The organism is Collimonas arenae, assembly GCF_000786695.1.
GTDB classification, from domain to species: domain Bacteria; phylum Pseudomonadota; class Gammaproteobacteria; order Burkholderiales; family Burkholderiaceae_D; genus Collimonas; species Collimonas arenae_A.
The window spans coordinates 3,563,988-3,586,283 of sequence record NZ_CP009962.1 but is presented as its reverse complement, the minus strand read 5'-3'; the positions used below and the strand labels follow the sequence as shown (position 1 = coordinate 3,586,283).

Here is a 22,296-nt window from a genome sequence, read left to right as displayed (position 1 = left end):
TCTATCTCCTTAGCTGGCGCGTTTGGCGCTCACGGCTTCCACCATCTTGACTGCGCTGCCAGGCTTGACGCCATCCAGCTTGACCACGATGACATGCGCGCCTGGTGCGAGACCTGAGGTCACTTCGGCCAGGTTTTCATCGTCGTTGCGCAAGCCCAGCGTCACCGGCTGCGCTACGATCAGATTGTTTTCGACCGCATAGACCATATCGACGCCGTTTTCCCGGCGCAACGCGGTCAGTGGCAGCAGCGGCCGCACCGCAGATTTCTGCAAGGTGATTGAGCCCTTGGCGAACATGCCGCCTTTCAGTGCGCCGTCGCTGTTATTGACGGCGATATACACCTTGATGGCGCGCGAACCGGCTTCGGTAGCGGGATTGATACGGGTTACCTTGCCTGAAAAACGGCGCTCTTGGAAACCGTCCACCGCAAACGCCACATCCTGGCCCAGTTTGACTCGCGGAATCTCGCTGGCGGGCACCTGGGCTTCCAGCGTCATCTGGCTCAGGTCCATGATGGAGAACAGCGGCGAATCGGGCGAGACCTTGTCGCCTTGCTGGATCTCGCGCTTGCTGATGATGCCGTCTATCGGCGCATGGATGGTGGCGTCGTCCATTGCCCGTTGGGCGATTTCCAGTTGCGACGAGGCTGATTTGACGGTTGCTTCCGCGACTTCCACGCTGTTGTGCGCGGTATCGAAGGCATTTTGCGAAATGTATTTTTGCTTCAGTAGCATCTGGTTGATGTCGTGATTCTTGTTGGCCAGCGCCAGCTTGGCCTTGGCTTCGTCCAGCGTGGCTTGCTGGGTGGCGTAGCGTGCCCGCAGGTCAGCGCTGTCGAGCTGGGCGATGACCTGACCGCGTTTGACTTGCATGCCTTCACGCACCAGAGTTTCGCGCACTTCGGCGGCGACCTTGGATTTGACAGTGGCTTGCGCCAGCGGCGTCAGCGATCCCGACAGCGGCAAGGTAATCCGCAGCTCCCGGGCATCGATCAGCGCGACATCGCTGGCAGCCAGTTCGAATGTACGCTTCTTTGGCTGCTCGCTGCTGGCCTGTTTGGCGTCGCTGTCCTTGGCCCGCAGGGCAAACCAGCCGCCCCCTGCAAGCGCCGTCATCAGTAACAGGATCACCGGCTTGCGCCAGCCGAAACGTGAGCGCGAAGGCGCAGGCGAGACCAGGGGCGAGGATGAATTTGTCATGATTACCGTTGTAAATGTGACAGGCCAGGGAAAAAGTCGTGGCATATTATGGAGGAACTTGCATTAGCCGCGTAGAAACATTTTGCATACACCATGCTATTTGACGCATTGGTTCGGAGTCACCCGAATGCCGACGCACAACTACTGATCTTCGTGCTCTGGCATAGCTAATAAATCGTGCAACTGTGTTGCAATTGTCTTGCAAGCAATGCCGATTCGCGATTACACTCTCTGCTTGCAGTTCCGGATTTTATTTCCTGCTGGCAAAGCGGGCTTATATCAGCAGGCTTACATCGCAACAGGCTTACATCGCATGCTTCGTCAAACCAGATCAACTCAATCGTCGTCGCGGCAGCCAGCGCGTGGGCTGGGTGCGTCTGCGGTTTGGAAGGGTGGAATGACAGCTTGCTGGATCGGGGCGTCGCCATGCGCCTGATTGTCGAAACGCATTTTCATGCGCGACGCCGGTTCAGACTGCGTTTGCAGCAGTGCGCCTTGTGGCTGGCGCTGGCGATCCTGGTGCTGCAATTGGTCGGGATGGCGTTCCACAATCACAGCCTGGCCGAAAATTCGACCGATTGCGTCAGTTGCGATCTTGCTGCCGATTTTCCTTCTCCTGTTCCTTCCAGCCCGGTGCCGGTCCTCACGCCGGTCCTGATCTTTGCTTATAACAGCACGGTCGAGCCGGTCTATGCATTTACTCCCGCGCAGAAGCAATATCTGACGCCGCATTCCCAAGCTCCGCCGTTCTCCCCGGTTTGACGTTTTACCATTTGTTTCGACCCCGGGCGGCTTGACCCAAAGCTGCCTGCATCGGTTTTCCGGCTGTCTGCTCACGTTGCGCCATGCCGGATGCCTGGTCGAGTTACTCGTCTTATCGGAGTTTGAGAATGAAAACACGCTTGTTGCGCCGACTAAAATTAGGCGCCCTGATTGCGCTCGCTTACGGCTTTGCCATACCCGCTATCGCCACTGCTGCCGATGTGCAGTCCGCCCCGAAACAAATCAGCGGCGCCGTCCACGACGCGCTCGGCCATCCCTTGCCGGACGCTACTGTGGCCTTGAAAGACGCTACCGGCAAAACGGTCGGTACGACCAAGAGCGATCAGCAAGGCCATTTTGTCTTTAGCGACATCGCGCCCGGCAGCTATGCCATCAGCGTTGGCAAGCCATCGTTCCAGTCGGAAAACGGTACAGTCACGGTGGCTGACGAAAATGGCGCCACCGCCGACGTTACCCTGAAGGCCAGCCAGACCGGCACAGTCAACGCCAGCAATGCGGTGGTTGTCACCGCTGACCGCCTGGACCGGGCTCGCAACGGTATCCAGGTCGAAACCGGCAGCAGCATCTATCGCATCGGCCGCAAGGAAATCGCCGCGATGCCGCAAGGTGAAGATACGGCATTCAATGAAGTCTTGTTGCGTGCGCCCGGCGTCGCACAGGATTCCTTCGGCCAACTGCACGTGCGCGGCGATCACGCCAACCTGCAATACCGTCTCAACGGCATCATCCTGCCGGAAAGTATTTCCGGTTTCGGCCAGACCCTGGATACGCGCTTTGTCGACAGCGTCAGCGTCTTGACCGGCGCCTTGCCGGCGCAATACGGCTACCGCACCGCCGGCGTGGTCGATATCCACACCAAGACCGGCGAGCTGGCCGATGGCGGCAACATCGGCGTGCAGATCGGCAGTAACAACACGCGCCAAGTCAGCGGCGACGTCAGCGGCAGCACGGATTCTTTCAGCTATTACATCAACGGTTCCTTCGAGAGCAATAACCTGGGCATCGAAAACCCGACCGGTTCGTCTACCGCCTTGCACGACCGCACGTTGCAAAGCAAGGCCTTCGGTTATTTTTCCTATCTGCTCGATCCGGATACGCGCGTCAGCCTGATCCTGGGTAATTCGGATGGTCGTTTCCAGATACCGAACAGCGCTGGCAAGACGCCGCAATTTCAGCTTGACGGCGTGACCGACTATCCATCCGCCAACGTCAATGAACGGCAGCATGAAACCAACCGTTACGGCATTCTTGCTCTGCAGGGGAAAATCGGTTCCGACATCGATTACCAGGTGGCGGCCTTCAGTCGCTACTCCAAGGTGCTGTTCGAGCCGGACCAGGTCGGCGACCTGTTATATACCGGCGTTGCGTCGCGTGTGTTGCGCACTGGCCTGGCCAACGGCTTGCAGGCAGATGCCAGCTATCGCCTCAATGCCAGCCACACTATCCGCGCCGGGGTCAATTACACGCGCGAGAATTTGAAAAACAGCGACAACTCGCTGACTTTCCCGGCCGACGATAGCGGTGCGCAATTGGCTACGCAGCCAATTTCCCTGGCTGATAGCAGCCAGAAGACCACCAACCAGGCTGGCATCTACCTGCAAGATGAATGGAAGCTGAACGACAAGGTGACTGTCAACTACGGTGCCCGCACCGACAAGGTGAATGCCTATGTGAGCGCCAGCCAGTTCAGCCCGCGCATCGGCGTGGTGTACCAGATGACGCCGCGGACCACCTTCCATGCCGGTTACGCCAAATATTTCACGCCGCCTGCCAGCGAACTGATCGGCGCTGACACCATCGCCAGTTTCAACGGCACCACCAATGCTTCGCCTACCAGCCAGAACGATCCGGTGCAGGCGGAAAGCTCGGATTATTTCGACCTCGGAGTCAATCATCAGCTGACCCAGCACGTGACGCTGGGGCTGGATGGTTACTACAAGAAGGTCAAGAACCTGCTGGATGAAGGGCAATTCGGTTCGGCGCTGCTGTATACACCGTTTAACTACCAGCAGGGCAAAGTCTACGGCCTGGAGCTGACCCTGAACTACCATAAGGACGACCTGTCGGCTTATCTGAATGTGGCGCGCTCCGTCGCGCTGGGCAAGAACATCGTCTCCAGCCAGTACAACTTTGGCCAGGATGAGCTCAGCTACATCTCCAACCACTGGGTGCACCTGGATCACGACCAGGGCATCACCGCGTCCACCGGGGTTTCTTATTTGTGGCATAGCACGACCTGGACTGCGGATGCCTTGTTCGGTAGCGGCTTGCGCAGCGGTTTCGCTAACACGGATCACTTGGCGGCGTATACCGAAGTCAATCTGGGCGCCAGCCATGTATTTAGCGAGAGCCCGATCGGCAAGGTCACGACTCGCCTGAGCGTGATCAATCTGTTCGATAAAGTGTATGAAATTCGCGACGGTTCCGGTATCGGCGTCGGCGCGCCGCAGTACGGACAGCGCCGCGGCTTCTATCTGTCGATGACAAAATCATTCTAAATAAAGCCGGTTTTTTAGTGGACTAGGCCATGATGGTCAGGGCGGGGAGCTTGCTCCCCGCTTTTTTTTTGCATTTTTCAGGATGCGCAATTTGCGTTTCATAATATGAAATATGAAAATGCATGGCACCATTTTCATATTTCATTCTCAGAAATTTTATTCCACATCGCGAAAATTAAAAACTAAGTCATTGAATTTAAAGTAAATAAAAATACTTATATGTCTTATATAAGACATTGTTGCCTCGCACAGATAGGGCTACTATTTAGTCATCGGATTTGATTTCACTTTTTGTTTTTAACAGGAGAACGACGATGACTACACGTGAACAGCAAGTCGCAGCACTGGCCAAGGACTGGGCCGAGAATCCACGCTGGAAAGGCGTTACCCGCAATTACTCGGCGGAAGACGTGGTTCGTTTGCGCGGTTCGGTACAGATCGAACATACGCTGGCAAAGCGTGGCGCCGACAAATTGTGGACGCTGCTGCACGAAGAGCCATTCGTCAACGCACTCGGCGCGCTGACCGGCAACCAGGCCATGCAGCAGGTCAAGGCAGGCCTGAAAGCGATCTATCTGTCGGGCTGGCAAGTCGCCGGCGACGCCAACCTGGCTGGCGAAATGTATCCTGACCAATCGCTGTATCCAGCCAACTCGGTGCCGCTGGTGGTCAAGCGCATCAACAATACTTTCCAGCGCGCTGACCAGATCCAATGGTCGGAAGGCAAAAACGATATCGACTTCTTCGCGCCTATCGTGGCCGATGCCGAAGCCGGTTTCGGCGGCGTATTGAATGCCTACGAACTGATGAAATCGATGATCGATGCCGGCGCTGCCGGCGTTCACTTCGAAGACCAGCTGGCATCCGTCAAGAAGTGCGGCCACATGGGCGGCAAAGTACTGGTGCCAAGCCGTGAAGCCGTTGAAAAGCTGAACGCTGCGCGTCTGGCAGCCGACGTTTCCGGTACATCGACACTGGTGATCGCCCGTACCGATGCCGAAGCAGCTGACTTGCTGACTTCCGACGTCGACGAAAACGACAAGCCTTTCCTGACCGGCGAGCGCACTGTCGAAGGCTTCTACAAGACGCGTCCAGGCATCGACCAGGCTATTTCGCGCGCTCTGGCTTATTCGCCATACGCCGATCTGGTCTGGTGCGAAACCGGCAAGCCGGACCTGGCCTTCGCCAAGAAATTTGCGGAAGCAGTGCACGCCAAGTTCCCAGGCAAGATGCTGGCTTATAACTGCTCGCCATCGTTCAACTGGAAAAAGAACCTGGACGACGCCACCATCGCCAAGTTCCAGAAAGAGCTCGGGGCCATGGGTTACAAGTTCCAGTTCATTACGCTGGCCGGCTTCCATGCATTGAACTACTCGATGTTCAACCTGGCGCACGGTTATGCGCGTAACCAGATGTCGGCTTTCGTCGAGTTGCAGGAAGCGGAATTCGCGGCAGCCGACAAGGGCTTTACCGCGGTCAAGCACCAGCGCGAAGTCGGCACCGGTTATTTCGATGCGGTGACCCAGGCCATCCAGCAAGGCCAGTCGTCGACTACTGCTTTGCACGGCTCGACCGAAGATGAACAATTCTTCGAAGCCAAGGTTGCTTGATATAAAAGTTTATTGACCGCCGGCTTACCGGCAGACCGCTGGTGTTATCTCGGCAGTGGTTCAGAAGGCCGCATCCCACAAGGATGCGGCTTTTTTTATTCGACGAGAAGTTCAGGCCGGCGGCAGCGGCAGCATATTGGTCGCCTTGATTTCATCCAGGCAGACGCTGGAGCGGACGCCGCTGACGCCGCGCATGCGCATCAGCTTTTCCATCAGAAAATCCGACAACTCTTTCAAATCGTGCGCGGTCACCTTCAGCACGTAGTCAAAATCCCCGGTAATCGAGTAGCACTCCAGGATCTGCGGCCATTCGTTGATGGCGGCTTTGAATCCCGACAAGTCGTTGATATGGCCTTTTTCCATCGATACATGGACGAAGGCAATCACAAACAGGCCCAGGCTGGCTGGACTTAAGCGGGTTTCATAGCCTACGATGAAGCCAGCTTCCTCCAATCGGCGATGGCGCCGGTGGCACTGCGGTGCCGACAGGTTGACGGCTTCCGCCAGCTCCAGATTGGACACGCGGCCGTTCTGCTGCAAAAAAGTTAACATTTTTCGATCGATTTGATCGATATCAATTTTGTGCAATTTATTCTCGATTTCCGGAAGTATGGAGAAATTATATTTCATAACCGTATAAAAATCGGCCGCAACTCGCAAACCAATTTTTAGCGTTCAAAGCTATACTTTTTTCAAAATAAACTATGTAGCGACATGGGAGCAAGTCGGAATATACCCCTGTTGCAATATAATAAAGAGGCCGATTTCCGGCAACCAAACTGACTCATTTGGAGACAAAGTCATGAAATTTCCTTTCTTGCGTACCGCTATTGCGTCTGTAGTCTTGCTCAGCCTGACAGGTGTATCCGCTTCTGCCACCTACGCCGCCGACAAAACGGTGGTGGTCACTGCCATCGTTGAACACCCGGCGCTCGACGCCGTGCGCGATGGCGTCAAGGACGAGTTGAAGGCAGAAGGCTACGAGGCCGGCAAGAATCTGAAGTTCGAATACCAAAGCGCACAAGGCAACACCGGCACCGCGGCGCAGATCGCCCGCAAATATGCAGGCAGCCAGCCGGACGTAGCGGTGGCGATTGCAACCCCGTCGGCCCAGGCGCTGGTCTCCGCAACCAAGACCGTACCAATCGTCTACGCAGCAGTGACTGACCCGGTCGCCGCCAAACTGGTGAAGAGCTGGGATGCTTCCGGCACCAATGTCACCGGCGTTTCCGACGTCTCGCCGCTGGACCGCCAGGTCGCTCTGATGCGCCAGGTAGCGCCGAAAGCCAAGCGCATCGGCATCATCTATAGTCCTGGTGAAGCGAATTCGGTATCGATCGTCGAAGCCTTGAAAAAACAGCTGGCCGGCACCGACTTGACTTTGGTTGAAGCCGCTGCGGCTCGCACCATCGATGTACCAAGCGCCGCCCAAAGCCTGATCGGCAAGGCTGACATGATCTACGCACCTACCGATAACAACGTCATGTCGGCATTCGAAGGCATTGTCAAGGTAGCGGAACAAGCCAAGTTGCCAGTTGTGGCTGCAGATACCAGCGCGGTAAAACGCGGCGCGGCAGCTGCCATCGGCTTGAACTACTACGACCTGGGTCGCCAGACCGGCAAGATCGTCGTGCGTATCCTGAAGGGCGAAGCACCGGGCAAGATCGCATCGCAAACCAGCACCACATTTGAGCTGCACGTGAATCCTAAGGCTGCGCTGAAACAAGGCGTGACCTTGCCAGCGGAATTGATCAAGTCTGCCAAAGTCGACGAATAAAACGCCTGCGGATAGCTGTTGTAGCTATCCGCTTGTTTTCTGTTTGCAGATGTTGGTTTACCTGATTTTGCGTGTTTTAGCTGAGTCGCCGCCGATCCTCCACGGATTGCCGCGGCGGCCGGTTCCGCAGCTTATTTAAGGATGTTTATGTCGCTTATCGCTTCGCTTGGCGCCATCGAGATCGGCCTGATTTTCGGTCTGGTCGCGCTTGGCGTGTTCTTGTCTTTCCGTGTCGTCAATTTTCCCGACCTGACGGTCGATGGCAGTTTTCCCCTCGGCGGCGCAGTTGCCGCGACCCTGATTGTCTCTGGCTGGAATCCTTTCCTGGCCACCTTCGTCGCGCTGCTGGCCGGCGGTGTTGCAGGCTGCGTAACGGCTTGCCTCAATGTATATCTGAAAATCATGCAATTGCTGGCCAGTATCCTGGTGATGATTGCGCTTTACTCGGTCAACCTGCGCATCATGGGCAAACCTAACGTGGCGCTGATCAGCGAACCGACGGTGTTCAGCATGATCAATATCGGCGATCTTCCCGATTACTGGGTGCAGCCGATTGTCATGGCAGTGATTGTGCTGGTCGCCAAGCTGCTGCTGGACGCTTTTTTTGCTTCCGAGACCGGGCTGGCGATGCGCGCCACCGGCGCCAATGCGCGTATGGCGCGTGCCCAGGGTATTTCCACCAACCGGCAAACGGTATGGGGCCTGGCGATTTCCAATGCGCTGGTAGCGCTGGCCGGGGCACTGTTCGTGCAGACGCAGGGCGGCGCCGATATCTCGATGGGCATCGGCACCATCGTGATCGGGCTGGCGGCGGTGATTATCGGTGAAACAGTGGTGCCGGCGCGTAGCCTGGTGATTACCACTGCAGCCTGTATTTTCGGCGCCGTGCTGTATCGCTTCTTTATTGCACTCGCGCTGGACATGGACTTCATCGGCCTCAAGGCGCAGGATTTGAATCTGGTGACGGCAATGCTGGTTGGCTTCGCCTTGCTGATTCCTAATTTCAAACGTAGCTTCGGCCGCATGCGCGGCAATCCAAAAAACAAACCTTCCGGCGTTAGCAGCAGTAACGCCCTGGCGGCCCGGAAAGGGGAAAACTGATGTTGCAGCTCGATAATCTGGAAATCACTTTCAACCCTGGCACGCCGATCGAAAACAAGGTCTTGCGCGGTCTTTCGCTGGAGATTCCGTCTGGCCAGTTCGTCACGGTGATCGGCTCCAACGGCGCCGGCAAATCAACCATGCTCAATGCGGTCAGCGGCGACCTGATGGTCGACAGCGGCAGTATCCGGATCGACGGCGCCGATGCGACGCGGCGCTCAAGCTGGCAGCGCGCCGATCTGGTGGCGCGCGTGTTTCAGGATCCGATGGCGGGTACCTGCGAGAGCCTGACGATTGAGGAAAACATGGCGCTGGCCTGGAAGCGGGGCAGTGCGCGCGGCCTGCGGTTTTCTCTCAACCGCAGCATGCGCGAAGTATTCCGCGAAAAACTCAGCATCCTTAATCTCGGCCTGGAAAATCGCTTGTCGGACCGCATGGGTCTGTTGTCCGGCGGCCAGCGCCAGGCGGTCAGCCTCCTGATGGCGTCGCTGCAACCTTCGCGCATCTTGCTACTGGACGAGCATACCGCCGCGCTGGATCCGAAAACCGCCGCCTTTATCTTGTCTCTGACGGCCAAGATCGTCGAATCCAGCCAGCTGACAACGATGATGGTGACGCACAGCATGCGGCAGGCGCTGGACTACGGTACGCGCACCGTGATGCTGCACGAAGGCAAGGTGATCTTGGATGTGCACGGCGAACAGCGGCGCGGCCTGGATGTGCCGGATTTGCTGAAAATGTTTGAAACCACACGTGGTGAAAAAATCGACGACGACAAGCTCTTGCTAGGCTAAGCGGGGGCGGTCGTCATAACCAGAGACCAGAGAAGTATCAAGGAGAAGTATGAAAGCTTTACTGAACGCGTTTGAAAGCAAAGCGCCGGAAATCGTCTTTGAATGGCATGACGCCGAAACCCCCGCACGCGGCTGGATCGTGATCAACTCTTTGCGCGGCGGCGCTGCCGGCGGCGGCACCCGCATGCGCAGCGGCCTCGACCGGCGCGAAGTGGAATCGCTGGCCAAGACCATGGAAGTCAAGTTCACCGTCTCCGGCCCGGCCATCGGCGGCGCCAAATCGGGTATCGATTTCGATCCTGCAGATCCGCGCAAGGCAGGTGTCTTGAGTCGTTGGTACAAGGCCGTCACACCTTTGCTCAAGACTTACTACGGCACCGGCGGCGATCTGAATATCGACGAAGTGCATGAAGTGATCCCGATGACCGAACGCTACGGCCTGTGGCATCCGCAAGAAGGGATCGTCAACGGCCATTTCGAGCCTAGCGACAAGGAGCGGATCCAGAAAGTCGGCCAATTGCGCATGGGTGTGGCCAAGGTAGTGGAAGATGGGCGCTATACGCCGCAAGCCAGCCGCAAATATCTGGTGGCCGATTTGATCACGGGTTGGGGGGTGGCGGAATCGGTGCGTCATTACTACCGTTTGTATGGCGGCAGCGTCGAAGGCAAGCGCGTGATCGTGCAGGGTTGGGGCAATGTCGGTTCGACTGCGGCGTATTACCTGGCCAAGGCCGGCGCGCGCGTGGTCGGCATCATCGACCGCAACGGCGGCCTGATCAATGCCGACGGCTTCAGCTACGAAGAAATACATGGCTTGTTCCTGGCCAAGCAGGGCAACCAGCTGGTCGCAGAAAACATGCTGTCCTTTGAAGCGTGCAATGCAGCGATCTGGAGCACTGGCGCCGACATCTTCCTGCCATGCGCCGGCTCGCGGCTGGTCAAGCAAGAACAAGTTGACCAACTGATCGCCAATGGCCTGGAAGTGGTTTCCAGCGGCGCCAACGTGCCGTTTGCCGATAGCGATATTTTCTACGGTCCGATCTATGAGTATGCCGACAACCGGGTGGCGGTGATTCCCGATTTCGTCGCCAACTGCGGCATGGCGCGCGCCTTCGCTTTCCTGATGCAGAGTCAGGTCGAAGTATCCGACGAGGCCATCTTCGGCGATGTGTCAGCCACCGTCGCAGCGGCGCTGGAAAAATGCCACAGCAATTCGGCCAGCACTACCGGTATCGCCAAAGTGGCTTTTGAAATCGCCTTGCAACAACTGATTACGCCAGAAACGTCGGAGACTGCCGCCATCACACAATGATGTTAGCCAATCCGATTTGACCCAGTCCACCAGACTTTAATTATCCAGGAGTGCCTTATGTCCGACCTTTTTGAAAATCCCATGGGCCTGTGCGGCTTTGAGTTTGTCGAGTATGCATCGCCGCTGCCGAATGTGATCGAGCCAGCCTTTGAAGCCATGGGCTTCGTCAAGGTAGCCCGCCACCGTTCCAAAGACGTGACGCTGTATCGCCAGGGCGATATTAATTTCATCATCAATCATGAGCCGCATAGCCCGGCGCAATATTTCGCCGCCGAACATGGCCCGTCGGCCTGCGGCATGGCGTTCCGCGTCAAGGACGCACACAAGGCTTACCAGCGCGCGCTAGAACTGGGCGCCGAACCGATGGACATGAAGACCGGCGTGATGGAGCTGCGTTTGCCTGCGATCAAGGGCATCGGCGGCGCGCCGCTGTATCTGATCGATCGTTTCACGCCAGGTAAATCGATCTATGACATCGACTTTGAATTCATTGAAGGCGTGGACCGCAATCCGGTCGGTGCCGGCCTGAAAACCATCGACCATCTGACCCACAATGTGTACCGTGGCCGCATGGCGCACTGGGCCGCCTTCTACGAGCGACTGTTCAATTTCCGCGAAGTGCGCTATTTCGATATCAAGGGCGAATACACCGGCCTGACATCGAAAGCGATGAGCGCGCCCGACGGCAAGATCCGCATTCCTTTGAATGAAGAATCGTCCAAAGGCTCGGGCCAGATCGAAGAATTCCTGATGCAGTTCAGCGGCGAGGGTATCCAGCATATCGCGCTGGCGACCGACGACCTGGTGAAAACCTGGGATGCTTTGAAAAAAATGGGCACCAAATTCATGGTGGCGCCGCCGGCGACTTACTACGAGATGCTGGAAGGGCGCTTGCCAGGCCATGGCGAGCCAGCCGACCAGTTGCAAATGCGCGGCATCCTGCTGGATGGCGTTTCCAGCAATGAAGGCCGACGCCTGCTGCTGCAAATCTTCTCAGCCAACACGCTGGGCCCGGTATTTTTCGAATTTATCCAGCGCAAGGGCGATGAAGGCTTCGGTGAAGGCAATTTCAAGGCCTTGTTCGAATCGATCGAGCGCGACCAGATCCGCCGTGGCGTTTTGAAGGCCGAATAAGTATTTGAGTGATGCAAGTTGTGTTTTCGCAACAACTTGTCTTGCGGGAAAGTTGTCCTGCTATGATGGCGGGGCAGCTTTACCCTAGCAGTGCCGAAATGGCGGCGCTGCCGCAGTTGTAGTAGGCAGTAGCGGTAAAGCGACGGCGTAGGCAACGGCAATGCCGTGATCCTGACGCTGTCGTAAAAATTCTAAAAATGATTAATCCTATGGAGACGTGCATGAAAAAATATTCCTTGTTGCTGGTAGCGGCGGGCCTGGCTAGTAGCGGCGCGATGGCGCAGACTAGTGTCACCATCTACGGTATCGTCGATACCAGCCTGCGTTATATCAGCAGCGACAACGCCGCCGGACAAAAAAACTTTGTGGTCACCAATGGCGCGATCTCCAACAGCCGCCTGGGTTTCAAGGGTACTGAAGATCTGGGCGGCGGCCTGAAAGCAATTTTCCGTCTGGAAAACGGTTTCAATTCCGATAACGGCAGCATGTCCAGCTCCGGCGTCTTGTTCAGCCGTCAATCGTATGTCGGTTTGACCGGCAGCTTCGGCTCCATCACCCTGGGCCGTCAACAAACTCCGTTGTTCGACCTGATGGCTGATCACTTCGATCCGCTGACCGTCGGCAATTACGACCAGAACGCGTGGATGCCGGCTGGCGCCACCCTGATCCGCAACTCCAACATGATCAAGTACTACGGCACATTCGGCGGGTTCGCCGGTGGCCTGAGCTACGCTGCGGGTGAGAAGGCTGGATCGATCAAACAAGGCAGCCAGATCGGCGCGACCGGACAGTACACCATCGGCGGCTTCTCGGTTGGCGCTGGCTACCAGCAAACCGTCAGCCCGACCAATACCGACTGGAAGGACACGACTTACAACCTGAGCGCTTCCTACGCATTCGGCGCAGCCAAGGTGTTCGGCGGCTACTATCGCATCAAGGATAGCACCGGCACTACACCGGCTTATTTCGGCGTGAGCGGCAGTGCAGCTTCCATCAACGGCGGTATCGGCGGCGTCCAGCGCCAGGACAATGCTTACTTCCTGGGCGCGACTTTCCAAGCAACTCCAGCCTGGTCGCTGACAGCAGCCGGCTACTATGACAAGAGCAAGAACGTCACTGTGGCTTCCCTCGGCAACCTGGGCGACGGCAGTCGTTACGCGCTGGTCGGCGTGGCGGAATATGCCTTGTCCAAACGTACCCAGGTGTACGGTACGGTCGACTACAACAAGGCTAAAGATGCTGCCTTGTCGGAACTGGTTGGCAAGGATAGCGTGACTGGCGTTGGCGTTGGTATCCGTCACATTTTCTAAATAGCGGAATCGCAGCTGCCGTAGCCGGCGGCTGATCGTGGAAGTGATAGAACAAGTGATAGAACGATGAAAAAAGCGCAGGACCGATTCGGTCCTGCGCTTTTTTTATGGGATTGCTAGTCGGTTGGCCTGGAGATGCTGCCGTCGCGGATTTCGAATATCTCGTCGCCCAGCAGTGCGAGATCGGCTGGGTCGTGCGTGATCACCATCATGGGCACGTTGAGCCGGTGTTGCAGCTCCGATAACTCGTAGCGCATCTTTTCGCGCAAGCTCAGGTCGAGCGCGGAAAACGGTTCATCCAGCAGCAGAATGTCCGGCTCAAGCACTAGCGCCCGCGCCAATGCCACACGCTGGCGCTGGCCACCGGAAAGCTGGTGTGGATAGCTGTTGGCGGTGGCGCTCAACTCGAACGAGGTCAGCCATTTCTGCACCGCCGGATGTTCCTGCGGACGGCGCATGTTGGTGCTGCCCGAGCGCAGGCCGAAGGCGACGTTCTGCGCTACGGTAAGATGCGGAAACAGGGCATAGTCCTGAAACAGATAAGCCACTTTGCGCCGTTGTGGCGGCAGGCAGATCTTGGCCGTGCTATCGAACAGGATATTCTGCTTGAGGCGTATCACGCCCTCGTCGGGCGTCAGCAAGCCGGCAATCGCGCGCAAGGTCAAACTTTTGCCGGCGCCGGATGGACCGTACAACACCACTCGGTTGCTCTCGGTGCGCAAGGCGATATCCAGGTTGAAGCCGCGGTCGTCGGCCTGCATGTGCTTGCGGATGTTGATTTCTATAGCCATGGCGTAGTCCTCATGACTCTCGGCGGCGCTGGCTTTTCGGCAGCAGGCGGCCGGCGATCAGCAACACCACGATGCAGGTGGCGGAAGTGATTAGCACCAGCAGATTGGCAGTCTGGTCGTCGCCGGCTTGCACCGCTTCATAAATCGCCACTGACAAAGTCTGGGTGCGGCCGGGAAGGTTGCCGGCGATCATCAGCGTCGCGCCGAATTCGCCGAGCGCACGGGCGAAGGCCAGCAAGACGCCGGCCAGGATGCCTTTGGAGGCGAGCGGCAAGGTGACGCGAAAGAACACTCCGGCCTCTGAAACGCCGAGTACGCGGGCGGCGTTTTCCAATTGCGAATCGACGTTCTCGAAGGCTGCGCGTGCGGATTTGAGAACTAGCGGAAAGGCGACGATGGTGGCGGCGATCACTGCGCCTTGCCAGGTGAAAACCAACTCGATGTCCCATTTCTCCAGCCAGGCGCCGAATACGCCGCGGCGTCCGAGCAGCACCAGCAGATAGTAGCCGAGTACGGTCGGCGGCAGCACCAGCGGCAAGGTCAGGACGGCATCGACCAGATCGCGTGCCGGCGAGCGCCAGCGCGACAAACCATAGGCCGCGGCAACACCGAACAGCATATTGAGCAGGGTGGCCCAGCCCGCGACTTTCAACGACAGCAAAAGGGCTACCCAGACACCGCTGTTCATGACTTCTGCTTTCTATTCACCTTGGTGCTTACCCCGGATGCTCTGTCGGAAGGCTCGACGATAACACTGCGTCATCAGGGTTTCAAGAAGCCGTAGCGTGCCAGCGTGGCCTGGCCGGTGGGTGACAAAACATAAGCGACGAATTTGGCCGCCATCTCAGCCTGCTTGGTATTGGTGGTTACCGCGATCGGGTAGCTCACCGGTGTTTGCGAAGGCACGCGCAAGGCGACTTTCACCTTGTCGGGCATGATCGCGGCATCGGTAGAAAACACAAAGCCGGCTTCGACTTCGCCGCGCGCCACGTAATCCAGGCTTTGCCGCACATTTTGCGCCGGCACACCCTTGGCCGATACGGCATCCCATAAATTCACATGTTCCAGCGCCGCCTTGGTATAGCGGCCGACCGGCACCGACGCCGGATTGCCATAGGCCACGCGTTTTACTGCGGGCAGGGTCAGGTCTTGCAATTGTGCGATAGGCAGCGTGCTGTCAGCCGGCACGATCAACACGATCTGGTTGTTTGCGAAATTCTTGCGGCTCGCAGGTTGCACCGCTTTTTCCGATTCGGCCTTGTTCATGGCTTCCTGGTCGGCCGAAGCAAACACGTCGGCCGGCGCGCCCTTAATAATCTGCTGTAGCAAGACATCGGAAGCGGCGAAGTTGAGCAGCACCTTGGTATCCGGATTTTGCGCTTCAAAAGACTGGCCCAGTTCCTTGAAGGCATTGGTCAGGCTGGCCGCAGCCGAAACCACCAGGTCGGCGGCATGGACTGCCGGCGTCAGCAGGAAAAGGGGAAAGGCGCTAGCTATAACAAGGCGTTTGAAGCGGCACAACATCGCAGTATCTCCTGGGCGGAAAGTGGCAAAATGGAAAGCGAAATATATGGCAGGATATAGCGTTAGTCAACTTGTCAAATTAGTATAAGTAGTATGTCGGCAGGATGCACTTTTCTACGGAGAATGGTTGCCGACAAAATATCCATATTCAAGCTACCTCCTTGCTACAATCCCGCCTATGGCAAATTCCAAATCGATACGGCTCAGAGTGTTGCAAGGCGAGATCATCGCCTTCGGTCCAGGCAAGGCGGCGCTGCTGCTGGCGATACAGCAAAGCGGCTCAATTTCTGCGGCGGCGCGCGCAATCGGCATGTCTTACCGGCGCGCCTGGTTGCTGGTCGAGGCAATGAACCAGTGTTTCAAGCAGCCTTTGGTGGCGACTGCAACCGGCGGCGCCAAGGGCGGCGGGGCGCAGGTGACCGCGACGGGACAGGAAGTCTTGGCACATTACCAGGCGATGCAGGCCAGGGCTGAGGCTGCAGTGGCGGCCGACATGGCGTATTTTGCCGGCTTGATGGCGCCGCAGGGCAGTCCTGCTCCTACGCCAGAGCACTAAGCCGACTGCTAGCGACTGCCAACGACAGACAGCACCCCATCACGCCCACTTTGCCATCACACACCATGCTTTCAAGTAGCACATCTCGCAGCACGCTCCTCAGATACCGGATCCGCCTGCAGCGCCTGTTCCATTTTTCAGAAAGCCATTCGATGCTGCTGTGGGCCGCGGTGGTTGGCTTTTTGGGCGCTTTGGCCACTATATTGTTCCGCGAGTGCATTTACGGTTTGCAGCATTTGCTGACGGGCCAGAGCGGCAGCTTTGTCGCCATGGCCAAGAGTCTGCCTTGGTGGGCGCGGTTGGCGTTGCCGGCCTGCGGCGGCTTGGTGGCGGGCGCGATCCTGATTTGGGCGAAGCGCATGCCATCCAGCGCCACCTCGGATTACATGGAAGCGGTAGCGATCGGCGATGGCAATATCCCGGTGCGGGAGAGTCTGCTGCGCAGCTTGTCTTCGCTGGCGACGGTGGTGTCAGGCGGTTCGATCGGGCGCGAAGGGCCGATGGTGCAACTGGCGGCGCTGGCGGCGTCGCTGGTCGGCCGGTTTACCCATTTCAGCCCGGCGCGCTTGCGTTTGCTGGTGGCGTGCGGCGCGGCGGCGGGGATTACCTCGGCCTATAACGCGCCGATTGCCGGCGCGTTTTTTGTGACAGAGATCGTGCTGGGCGCGATTGTGATGGAGAGTTTCGGGCCGGTAGTGGTGGCTTCGGTGGTGGCCAACATCACCATGCGCGAGCTGCCCGGCTATCACCCGGCCTATGAGATGCCGCCGTTCCCGCCGGTCGCAGGGATGGAGATATTGTGGTTTGTGCTGCTGGGGATCATGGCTGGCGTCGCCGCCCCGCAATTCTTGCGCCTGCTGGCGTTTTCCAAACAAGCGTTTACCAAGACGGCATTGCCTTTGCCGCTGCGGCTATGCGTGGGCGGTTTGCTGGTCGGGTTCATTTCGATCTGGATGCCGGAAGTCTGGGGCAATGGCTATAGCGTGGTCAATTCCTTGCTGCATACGCCATGGCTGTGGTGGAGCGTGCTGCTGGTGTTGGTACTGAAGGTGGTGGCGACATCCATCACCACCGGTTCCGGCGCGGTCGGCGGTATCTTTACGCCAACCTTGTTTGTCGGCGCCGCCATCGGTTATCTGTTCGGACAGGTGTTGCACGCGCTGATGCCAGGGATGACATCGGCGCCGTTCGCGTATGCCATGGTGGGCATGGGCGCGTTTCTGGCGGCGGCTACCAGTGCGCCGTTGATGGCGATCCTGATGATTTTCGAGATGACCTTGAGCTATCAGGTGGTATTGCCATTGATGTTGTCCTGCGTAGTGGCATATTTTGTGGCGCGCAGCATTAACGGCGCTTCCATGTACGACATCACCATCAAACGCAACCGCGATGCCCAAGAGCGGGTGCGGCTGCGCGGCATCCACATGAGCGAGCTGATCCGGCCGGCCGATACCGTCTTGCCGCTGACGGCGTCGTTCGCCGAAATCAGCGGACTGTTCCTGAAATATCCGGTGAAATATATTTATGTCGTCGATCCGCGCAACCGCTATTGCGGTGTGGTTGCGCTGCAAGACATTACTTCCTGCCTGCTGGACAAGGCCGACACCGAAGCCAAGATGGCTGCGGATTTTGTGCGGCGTGAGTTCTTGCATGTTGTGACGCCGGACATGTCGCTCGGCGACGCATTGCAATCGTTCCTGGACCATCAGGGCGAACGGCTGCCGGTAGTGCGCAGCCACGAAGACCCTGAGCTGCTGGGAGCGGTCTACAAGACATCGTTACTGGATGCGTATTTCCGGCTGGACCGTTCGCACGCATTGCGAGCGTAGCAGGGACGGCTTTGCAGCAGGTACTTAGAGGCTGTTGCAAGCACACTTGGCGTTGTTGCCCCTGCAGGGCGCGCCCGGGCTAGCAAGCCCGGGTCGTTCCGCAAGCAGACGAAGTGTCGTCTGAAATCCCTGCTACACCCTCCTTGCCGTACTACTCGTACTGTCTTCGTCGGAGCGTCCAGCCATCTGTGTTTGCAACAGCCTCTTAAAATATTTTTTTACCAACATTTCACATAAGTTTGCATCTCAATCGCTGCGGATGACCAGGCTTTGCTCTATATTGTGCGGTGGGCTGGCAGATTCGCTTAGCGTAGCTGGCTTGTATCCCATATCAACCTTGAGGAGCATCAATGGAAATTCTGGGGACAATCATCGTAGGTTTCATCGTCGGCGTGATCGCTAAACTGATCCATCCCGGACGTGAGAACATGGGTTTCATCGTAACGACTTTGCTGGGTATCGCGGGCTCGTTCCTGGCCGGTTACGTCGGCCAAGCCTTGGGCTGGTACCACGCCGGCCAAGGCGCAGGGTTTATCGGATCCATCGTCGGCGCGTTTGTGTTGCTGGTGATTTATGGATTCGTCAAAGGTAAGGCGGCCAACTGATGCTAGAACGCCTGCCATGGCGCAAGCCCGCCAAGCAGACAGCGGGGAGCTTGAGCGTCCTCATCCCCGCTTCTGAAACTGCACTGCACGCGGTGCGCCTGCGCTGTCGCCAGATGGTGGCCAAGCGGGCGCTGCTGTCGGCGGGCGCTTCCGCCTTGCCGGTCATGGGCGTCGATATCGCAGTGGATATCCATCTGCTGTCGCGCCTGATCGAAGACATCAACGCCGCCTTCGGCCTGACGCCGCAGCAGATTGAAAAACTGCAGCCCAAGCTCAGGGTAGCCACTTACAGTACCATTGTCGGCCTCGGCAGTACGTTGGTAGGGCGAGTGGTGACGCGTGAACTGCTGTTGAAAATACTGACACGCAGCGGGGTCAAGATCGTTTCCAAAAATGCTACCAGGCTGGTGCCGATCGCCGGGCAGATGGTATCGGCCGCGATCGGTTTTTCTGCTTTCCGGGCGATAGGCAACAAACACATTGAAGCTTGTGTCGAGGTGGCCGAACAGATGTTGAAAGTGCAATCCATCGACGAATAGATGGCTTTTTGGCATCGGCGTCGTTTTGCGGCAATCCGGGGTGCAAGACGCTTCTAACTTCGTCATCGGATGCGGCAATGTTAGAATGCTGGTCGTTTACGCGGCGCAACGCTAATAATTACAGCTATTACAGCTTCGCCAGCGGCTTTACCGCACTTCTACCCGTCAGTCCGGCCTGCATTTATGTTTACCGTGCTTGGCCGCCGGCCTGTAGAGTGTGGCAACACACTTCACCACGATAGAGTCCCCTATGTTGAGTTACCGCCATGCCTTCCACGCCGGCAATCACGCCGATGTGCTGAAGCACTTGGTCACCATCCAGTTGTTGCGTTACCTGGGCCAGAAGGATACGTCCTACATGGTCATCGATACCCACGCCGGCGCCGGCGTGTATGCACTGGATGGCGGCTATGCCTCGAAAAACGCCGAATTCGAGAGCGGTATCAGCCGCCTCTGGGACCGAAAGGACCTGCCACCTGCAGCGGCCGAATATGTCGATGTGGTCAGGCAGTTGAATCCGGATGGCAAGCTGCGTTACTATCCCGGTTCGCCGTATTGCGCTGATGCCGTCATGCGCGAGCAGGACCGTTTGCGTCTGTTCGAATTGCATCCTAGCGACGGCAAGATCCTGACCGACAATTTCCGCCGTCTTGAAGCCGAACGCAATCCGCGCGGCAATGGCCGCGGCAAGCGCGTCATGATCCATCTGGGCGACGGCTTCCTCGGCCTCAAGGCTTTGTTGCCGCCGCCATCGCGCCGCGGCCTGGTGCTGATCGATCCGCCGTATGAGGTGAAAGACGATTACCGTCTCGTCAAGAACACCATTGAAGATGCATTGGTCCGCTTTTCCACCGGCACCTATGCCGTCTGGTATCCGGTGCTGAACCGCATGGAGTCGCGGCAACTGCCGGACAAGCTCAAGCGCATGAAAGCGAATGGCTGGCTGAATGTCACGTTGACGGTCAAGACGCCGTCGCCGGATGGCTTCGGCTTGCACAGCAGCGGCATGTTCGTGATCAATCCTCCATGGACACTGGAGCCGATGCTCAAGGAATTGATGCCTTATCTGGTCAAGGTCATGGGCACCGATTCCGGCGCCGGCTTTACGCTGGAATCGGGACAAACCAAGGCGGTCGATACCGGTACCCGCCGCGTATAAAGGCAAGAGCCGGAGGCATTGGCCGTAACGGCCTTGCCGTCAGATTTCCGGTTTGAAATTCAAGACCGCACCGTTCATGCAGTAGCGCAGGCCGGTAGGTTTCGGGCCATCGTTAAATACATGACCCAGATGACCGCCGCAGCGGCGACAGTGCACCTCGGTGCGGGTCATGCCGAGCGTGCTATCGGTTCTGGTGGCTACGGCATTCGGCAGCGGCTGCCAGAAACTGGGCCAGCCGGTGCCGCTGTCGAATTTGGTCTTGGAGGAGAAGGCCGCGAGGTCGCAGCCGGCGCAAGAAAAGGTGCCAACCCGTTTTTCATGGTCAAGCGGACTGGAAAACGGCCGTTCGGTGCCTTCTTGCCGCAAAATCGCATATTGGGTCGGATTCAGTAGATGTTTCCACTCAGCATCGGTATGCATGACTTCATAGGTTGCCGCCGCCGTCGCCCGCCAGCCCAGTGCGGCAAGTAATCCACCTGTCAGCAAAGTCCTGCCGGCCCTGAATATCATGTTGCGTCGCGTTAGCATGGCAATATCTCCTTAGATCGCTTCATACATTCAATATACGAAGAAACCCCGAGCATGGATGCAGCTGGTTTCAATTCACAGTTTGCGCTGATTTGTGCTTGGCTGCACGGTCTTGTTTGGGACTGCGCTGGAAACGGTTGCGATAGGCGCGCGAAAAATAAGAGGGCGATTCGAAGCCGCAAGCGACGCACACCGCAGTAATGCTCATTTCGCTCTGTTGCAATAGCTGGCGCGCCTGCTCAAGCCTCAGGCCAAGATAGAAGTGGGTCGGGGTGACACGCAGGTGGGTACTGAACAGACGCTCCAGCTGACGCCGGGTAACGCCGATGGACGCTGCCAGTTGGTCGGTGGAGAGCGGTTCTTCCAGGTTCATTTCCATCAAGCTGATGACTTGCACTGTTTTCAGGTTGTGTACGCCGTAGCGCACGCCGATCTGCATGCGTTGATGATCGGATTGCCGGCGGATCTTGCTCATCACGAATTGCTCCGAGACGGCAGTCGCCAGTTCTGCGCCATGCTGACGGGCGATCCAGTCCAGCATCATGTCGATGCCCGCGGTACCGCCAGCGCAAGTCAGGCGCCGATGCTCATTCTCAAATAACTCCTGGGTCACTGTCATGCCAAGGGAAGGGTAACGCTCCTTGAACGAGGCGGCGGCTTCCCAGTGCAGCGTGATTTTCTGCCGTTGCAGCAAACCGGCTTCGGCTAGCAGGAAGCAGCCGGTATCGATGGCGCCCAAGGTAGCGCCGGACTGGTCCAGCTTGCGCAGCCAGGCGCCGATTGCAGGGTGATAGTAAGCCAGCGGATTGAAACCGGCGACGATGAACAGGGTATCCACTTGCTTAACGCTGTCAAATGCCGCCTCGGCATTAATCGACATGCCATTGCTGGCCAGCACCGGGCCGCCGTCGACGCTCAGAATCCGCCATCGATACGGGACGCCGGAAAAGCGATCGCCGAGGAAACGATTGGCGACGCGCAAGGGTTCAAGCACCGAGGCAAAGCCCATGACGGAGCACTCCGGCAATAGCAGAAAGTCGATCTGACCAGGAGCATGGCCGGGAAGGGATGTCATGCGTATGTATATGCGTGTGTTATGCGTATAAGGTGGCGGTTGGCTTCGTTGGATGATAGACCAACTGTACGTATTACGAAAAAATATCTGAACCGAGGTCGCCGCAGCCTAAGGACAGGTCGTAATAGGTCGAGTCATGCTTTTCCCTCGCAGGTAAATTCTGTCCTGCAG

At 57.5% G+C, this 22,296-nt stretch carries 22 protein-coding genes; 14 read left to right on the top strand and 8 right to left on the bottom strand.

The genetic code is table 11. The features are described 5' to 3' along the window. Window positions 1–9: 9 nt before the first annotated feature. Complete coding sequence (locus LT85_RS15805; protein ID WP_038490505.1) at window positions 10–1,200, bottom strand: efflux RND transporter periplasmic adaptor subunit; 1,191 nt, start codon at window positions 1,198–1,200, stop codon at window positions 10–12. Window positions 1,201–1,605: 405 nt separating this feature from the next. Here LT85_RS15805 and LT85_RS15800 point away from each other — a divergent pair, with 405 nt between their 5' ends. Continuing rightward, window positions 1,606–1,962: a hypothetical protein gene (locus LT85_RS15800; RefSeq protein WP_052135244.1), complete on the top strand. Its 357-nt coding sequence runs from the start codon at window positions 1,606–1,608 to the stop codon at window positions 1,960–1,962. Window positions 1,963–2,090: 128 nt separating this feature from the next. Continuing rightward, window positions 2,091–4,481, top strand: coding sequence for a TonB-dependent receptor (locus LT85_RS15795; protein WP_052135243.1), 2,391 nt, complete (start codon window positions 2,091–2,093; stop codon window positions 4,479–4,481). Window positions 4,482–4,503: 22 nt separating this feature from the next. Here LT85_RS15795 and LT85_RS27330 read toward each other — a convergent pair whose 3' ends face one another. Next, on the bottom strand, window positions 4,504–4,626 hold the full coding sequence (locus LT85_RS27330; protein WP_301280468.1) for a hypothetical protein: 123 nt from the start codon (window positions 4,624–4,626) through the stop codon (window positions 4,504–4,506). Between the two features lie 169 nt (window positions 4,627–4,795). On the opposite strand from LT85_RS27330, the gene aceA reads away from it, so the two are divergent. After that, on the top strand, window positions 4,796–6,091 hold the full coding sequence (aceA, locus tag LT85_RS15790; RefSeq protein WP_038490502.1) for an isocitrate lyase: 1,296 nt from the start codon (window positions 4,796–4,798) through the stop codon (window positions 6,089–6,091). A 111-nt stretch (window positions 6,092–6,202) separates the two neighbouring features. Here aceA and LT85_RS15785 read toward each other — a convergent pair whose 3' ends face one another. Beyond that, window positions 6,203–6,679: an Lrp/AsnC family transcriptional regulator gene (locus tag LT85_RS15785; RefSeq protein ID WP_038496480.1), complete on the bottom strand. Its 477-nt coding sequence runs from the start codon at window positions 6,677–6,679 to the stop codon at window positions 6,203–6,205. Window positions 6,680–6,893: 214 nt separating this feature from the next. Between LT85_RS15785 and LT85_RS15780 the strand changes: the two genes are divergently transcribed. The 6 genes from LT85_RS15780 (at window position 6,894) to LT85_RS15755 (ending at window position 13,519) form a co-directional block, all read left to right on the top strand. Then, the gene (locus tag LT85_RS15780; protein ID WP_038490499.1) at window positions 6,894–7,868 is read left to right on the top strand and encodes an ABC transporter substrate-binding protein; all 975 of its coding nucleotides are present in this window, start codon (window positions 6,894–6,896) and stop codon (window positions 7,866–7,868) included. Between the two features lie 147 nt (window positions 7,869–8,015). Continuing rightward, the gene (locus LT85_RS15775) at window positions 8,016–8,969 is read left to right on the top strand and encodes an ABC transporter permease (protein ID WP_038490496.1); all 954 of its coding nucleotides are present in this window, start codon (window positions 8,016–8,018) and stop codon (window positions 8,967–8,969) included. Next, a complete protein-coding gene (locus tag LT85_RS15770; protein ID WP_038490493.1) occupies window positions 8,969–9,763 on the top strand; it encodes an ABC transporter ATP-binding protein in 795 nt (264 codons plus the stop codon). The genes LT85_RS15775 and LT85_RS15770 overlap by 1 nt, the downstream gene beginning before the upstream one ends. Before the next feature lie 49 nt (window positions 9,764–9,812). Next, window positions 9,813–11,075: a Glu/Leu/Phe/Val dehydrogenase dimerization domain-containing protein gene (locus LT85_RS15765; RefSeq protein ID WP_038490490.1), complete on the top strand. Its 1,263-nt coding sequence runs from the start codon at window positions 9,813–9,815 to the stop codon at window positions 11,073–11,075. 57 nt (window positions 11,076–11,132) lie between these two features. Further along, window positions 11,133–12,209, top strand: a complete 1,077-nt coding sequence (gene hppD, locus LT85_RS15760; RefSeq protein ID WP_038490487.1) for a 4-hydroxyphenylpyruvate dioxygenase — start codon at window positions 11,133–11,135, stop codon at window positions 12,207–12,209. 221 nt (window positions 12,210–12,430) lie between these two features. Then, a complete protein-coding gene (locus LT85_RS15755; protein ID WP_038490484.1) occupies window positions 12,431–13,519 on the top strand; it encodes a porin in 1,089 nt (362 codons plus the stop codon). 116 nt (window positions 13,520–13,635) lie between these two features. On the opposite strand, the gene LT85_RS15750 is transcribed toward LT85_RS15755, so the two are convergent. The 3 genes from LT85_RS15750 to modA form a co-directional block, all read right to left on the bottom strand. Then, window positions 13,636–14,310, bottom strand: a complete 675-nt coding sequence (locus tag LT85_RS15750; RefSeq protein ID WP_038490481.1) for an ABC transporter ATP-binding protein — start codon at window positions 14,308–14,310, stop codon at window positions 13,636–13,638. Between the two features lie 10 nt (window positions 14,311–14,320). Next, window positions 14,321–14,998, bottom strand: coding sequence for a molybdate ABC transporter permease subunit (gene modB, locus LT85_RS15745; protein WP_038490479.1), 678 nt, complete (start codon window positions 14,996–14,998; stop codon window positions 14,321–14,323). Window positions 14,999–15,072: 74 nt separating this feature from the next. Next, entirely contained in the window at window positions 15,073–15,834 is a 762-nt protein-coding gene (modA, locus tag LT85_RS15740) for a molybdate ABC transporter substrate-binding protein (protein ID WP_038490478.1), read from the bottom strand. Between the two features lie 178 nt (window positions 15,835–16,012). Here modA and LT85_RS15735 point away from each other — a divergent pair, with 178 nt between their 5' ends. From LT85_RS15735 to LT85_RS15715, 5 genes are all read left to right on the top strand, one after another. Beyond that, window positions 16,013–16,390, top strand: a complete 378-nt coding sequence (locus tag LT85_RS15735; RefSeq protein ID WP_038490473.1) for a winged helix-turn-helix domain-containing protein — start codon at window positions 16,013–16,015, stop codon at window positions 16,388–16,390. Between the two features lie 65 nt (window positions 16,391–16,455). Beyond that, window positions 16,456–18,219: a ClcB-like voltage-gated chloride channel protein gene (locus tag LT85_RS15730; RefSeq protein ID WP_038490471.1), complete on the top strand. Its 1,764-nt coding sequence runs from the start codon at window positions 16,456–16,458 to the stop codon at window positions 18,217–18,219. 350 nt (window positions 18,220–18,569) lie between these two features. Continuing rightward, window positions 18,570–18,824 (top strand): GlsB/YeaQ/YmgE family stress response membrane protein, encoded by a 255-nt coding sequence (locus tag LT85_RS15725; RefSeq protein WP_038490468.1) that lies wholly within the window; start codon window positions 18,570–18,572, stop codon window positions 18,822–18,824. Further along, entirely contained in the window at window positions 18,824–19,363 is a 540-nt protein-coding gene (locus LT85_RS15720) for a hypothetical protein (protein WP_052135241.1), read from the top strand. The genes LT85_RS15725 and LT85_RS15720 overlap by 1 nt, the downstream gene beginning before the upstream one ends. A gap of 250 nt (window positions 19,364–19,613) precedes the next feature. After that, window positions 19,614–20,522: a 23S rRNA (adenine(2030)-N(6))-methyltransferase RlmJ gene (locus LT85_RS15715; RefSeq protein WP_038490465.1), complete on the top strand. Its 909-nt coding sequence runs from the start codon at window positions 19,614–19,616 to the stop codon at window positions 20,520–20,522. Window positions 20,523–20,561: 39 nt separating this feature from the next. Here LT85_RS15715 and msrB read toward each other — a convergent pair whose 3' ends face one another. Next, window positions 20,562–21,050, bottom strand: coding sequence for a peptide-methionine (R)-S-oxide reductase MsrB (msrB, locus tag LT85_RS15710; RefSeq protein ID WP_216595016.1), 489 nt, complete (start codon window positions 21,048–21,050; stop codon window positions 20,562–20,564). A 70-nt stretch (window positions 21,051–21,120) separates the two neighbouring features. Further along, window positions 21,121–22,125, bottom strand: coding sequence for a GlxA family transcriptional regulator (locus LT85_RS15705; RefSeq protein WP_038490459.1), 1,005 nt, complete (start codon window positions 22,123–22,125; stop codon window positions 21,121–21,123). Window positions 22,126–22,296: the final 171 nt, after the last annotated feature.

What these genes read in the sequence shown, in the direction of transcription:
- LT85_RS15805 (WP_038490505.1), bottom strand. Translation starts at nt 1,200, where the DNA reads ATGACAAATTCATCCTCGCCCCTGGTCTCGCCTGCGCCTTCGCGCTCA.
- LT85_RS15705 (WP_038490459.1), bottom strand. Translation starts at nt 22,125, where the DNA reads ATGACATCCCTTCCCGGCCATGCTCCTGGTCAGATCGACTTTCTGCTA.
- LT85_RS15730 (WP_038490471.1), top strand. Translation starts at nt 16,456, where the DNA reads ATGCTTTCAAGTAGCACATCTCGCAGCACGCTCCTCAGATACCGGATC.
- aceA (WP_038490502.1), top strand. Translation starts at nt 4,796, where the DNA reads ATGACTACACGTGAACAGCAAGTCGCAGCACTGGCCAAGGACTGGGCC.
- modB (WP_038490479.1), bottom strand. Translation starts at nt 14,998, where the DNA reads ATGAACAGCGGTGTCTGGGTAGCCCTTTTGCTGTCGTTGAAAGTCGCG.
- LT85_RS15795 (WP_052135243.1), top strand. Translation starts at nt 2,091, where the DNA reads ATGAAAACACGCTTGTTGCGCCGACTAAAATTAGGCGCCCTGATTGCG.
- LT85_RS15755 (WP_038490484.1), top strand. Translation starts at nt 12,431, where the DNA reads ATGAAAAAATATTCCTTGTTGCTGGTAGCGGCGGGCCTGGCTAGTAGC.
- hppD (WP_038490487.1), top strand. Translation starts at nt 11,133, where the DNA reads ATGTCCGACCTTTTTGAAAATCCCATGGGCCTGTGCGGCTTTGAGTTT.
- LT85_RS15725 (WP_038490468.1), top strand. Translation starts at nt 18,570, where the DNA reads ATGGAAATTCTGGGGACAATCATCGTAGGTTTCATCGTCGGCGTGATC.
- LT85_RS15780 (WP_038490499.1), top strand. Translation starts at nt 6,894, where the DNA reads ATGAAATTTCCTTTCTTGCGTACCGCTATTGCGTCTGTAGTCTTGCTC.
- msrB (WP_216595016.1), bottom strand. Translation starts at nt 21,050, where the DNA reads ATGCTAACGCGACGCAACATGATATTCAGGGCCGGCAGGACTTTGCTG.
- LT85_RS15765 (WP_038490490.1), top strand. Translation starts at nt 9,813, where the DNA reads ATGAAAGCTTTACTGAACGCGTTTGAAAGCAAAGCGCCGGAAATCGTC.
- LT85_RS15720 (WP_052135241.1), top strand. Translation starts at nt 18,824, where the DNA reads ATGCTAGAACGCCTGCCATGGCGCAAGCCCGCCAAGCAGACAGCGGGG.
- LT85_RS15715 (WP_038490465.1), top strand. Translation starts at nt 19,614, where the DNA reads ATGTTGAGTTACCGCCATGCCTTCCACGCCGGCAATCACGCCGATGTG.
- LT85_RS15735 (WP_038490473.1), top strand. Translation starts at nt 16,013, where the DNA reads ATGGCAAATTCCAAATCGATACGGCTCAGAGTGTTGCAAGGCGAGATC.
- LT85_RS15775 (WP_038490496.1), top strand. Translation starts at nt 8,016, where the DNA reads ATGTCGCTTATCGCTTCGCTTGGCGCCATCGAGATCGGCCTGATTTTC.
- LT85_RS15750 (WP_038490481.1), bottom strand. Translation starts at nt 14,310, where the DNA reads ATGGCTATAGAAATCAACATCCGCAAGCACATGCAGGCCGACGACCGC.
- LT85_RS15770 (WP_038490493.1), top strand. Translation starts at nt 8,969, where the DNA reads ATGTTGCAGCTCGATAATCTGGAAATCACTTTCAACCCTGGCACGCCG.
- modA (WP_038490478.1), bottom strand. Translation starts at nt 15,834, where the DNA reads ATGTTGTGCCGCTTCAAACGCCTTGTTATAGCTAGCGCCTTTCCCCTT.
- LT85_RS27330 (WP_301280468.1), bottom strand. Translation starts at nt 4,626, where the DNA reads ATGAAATATGAAAATGGTGCCATGCATTTTCATATTTCATATTATGAA.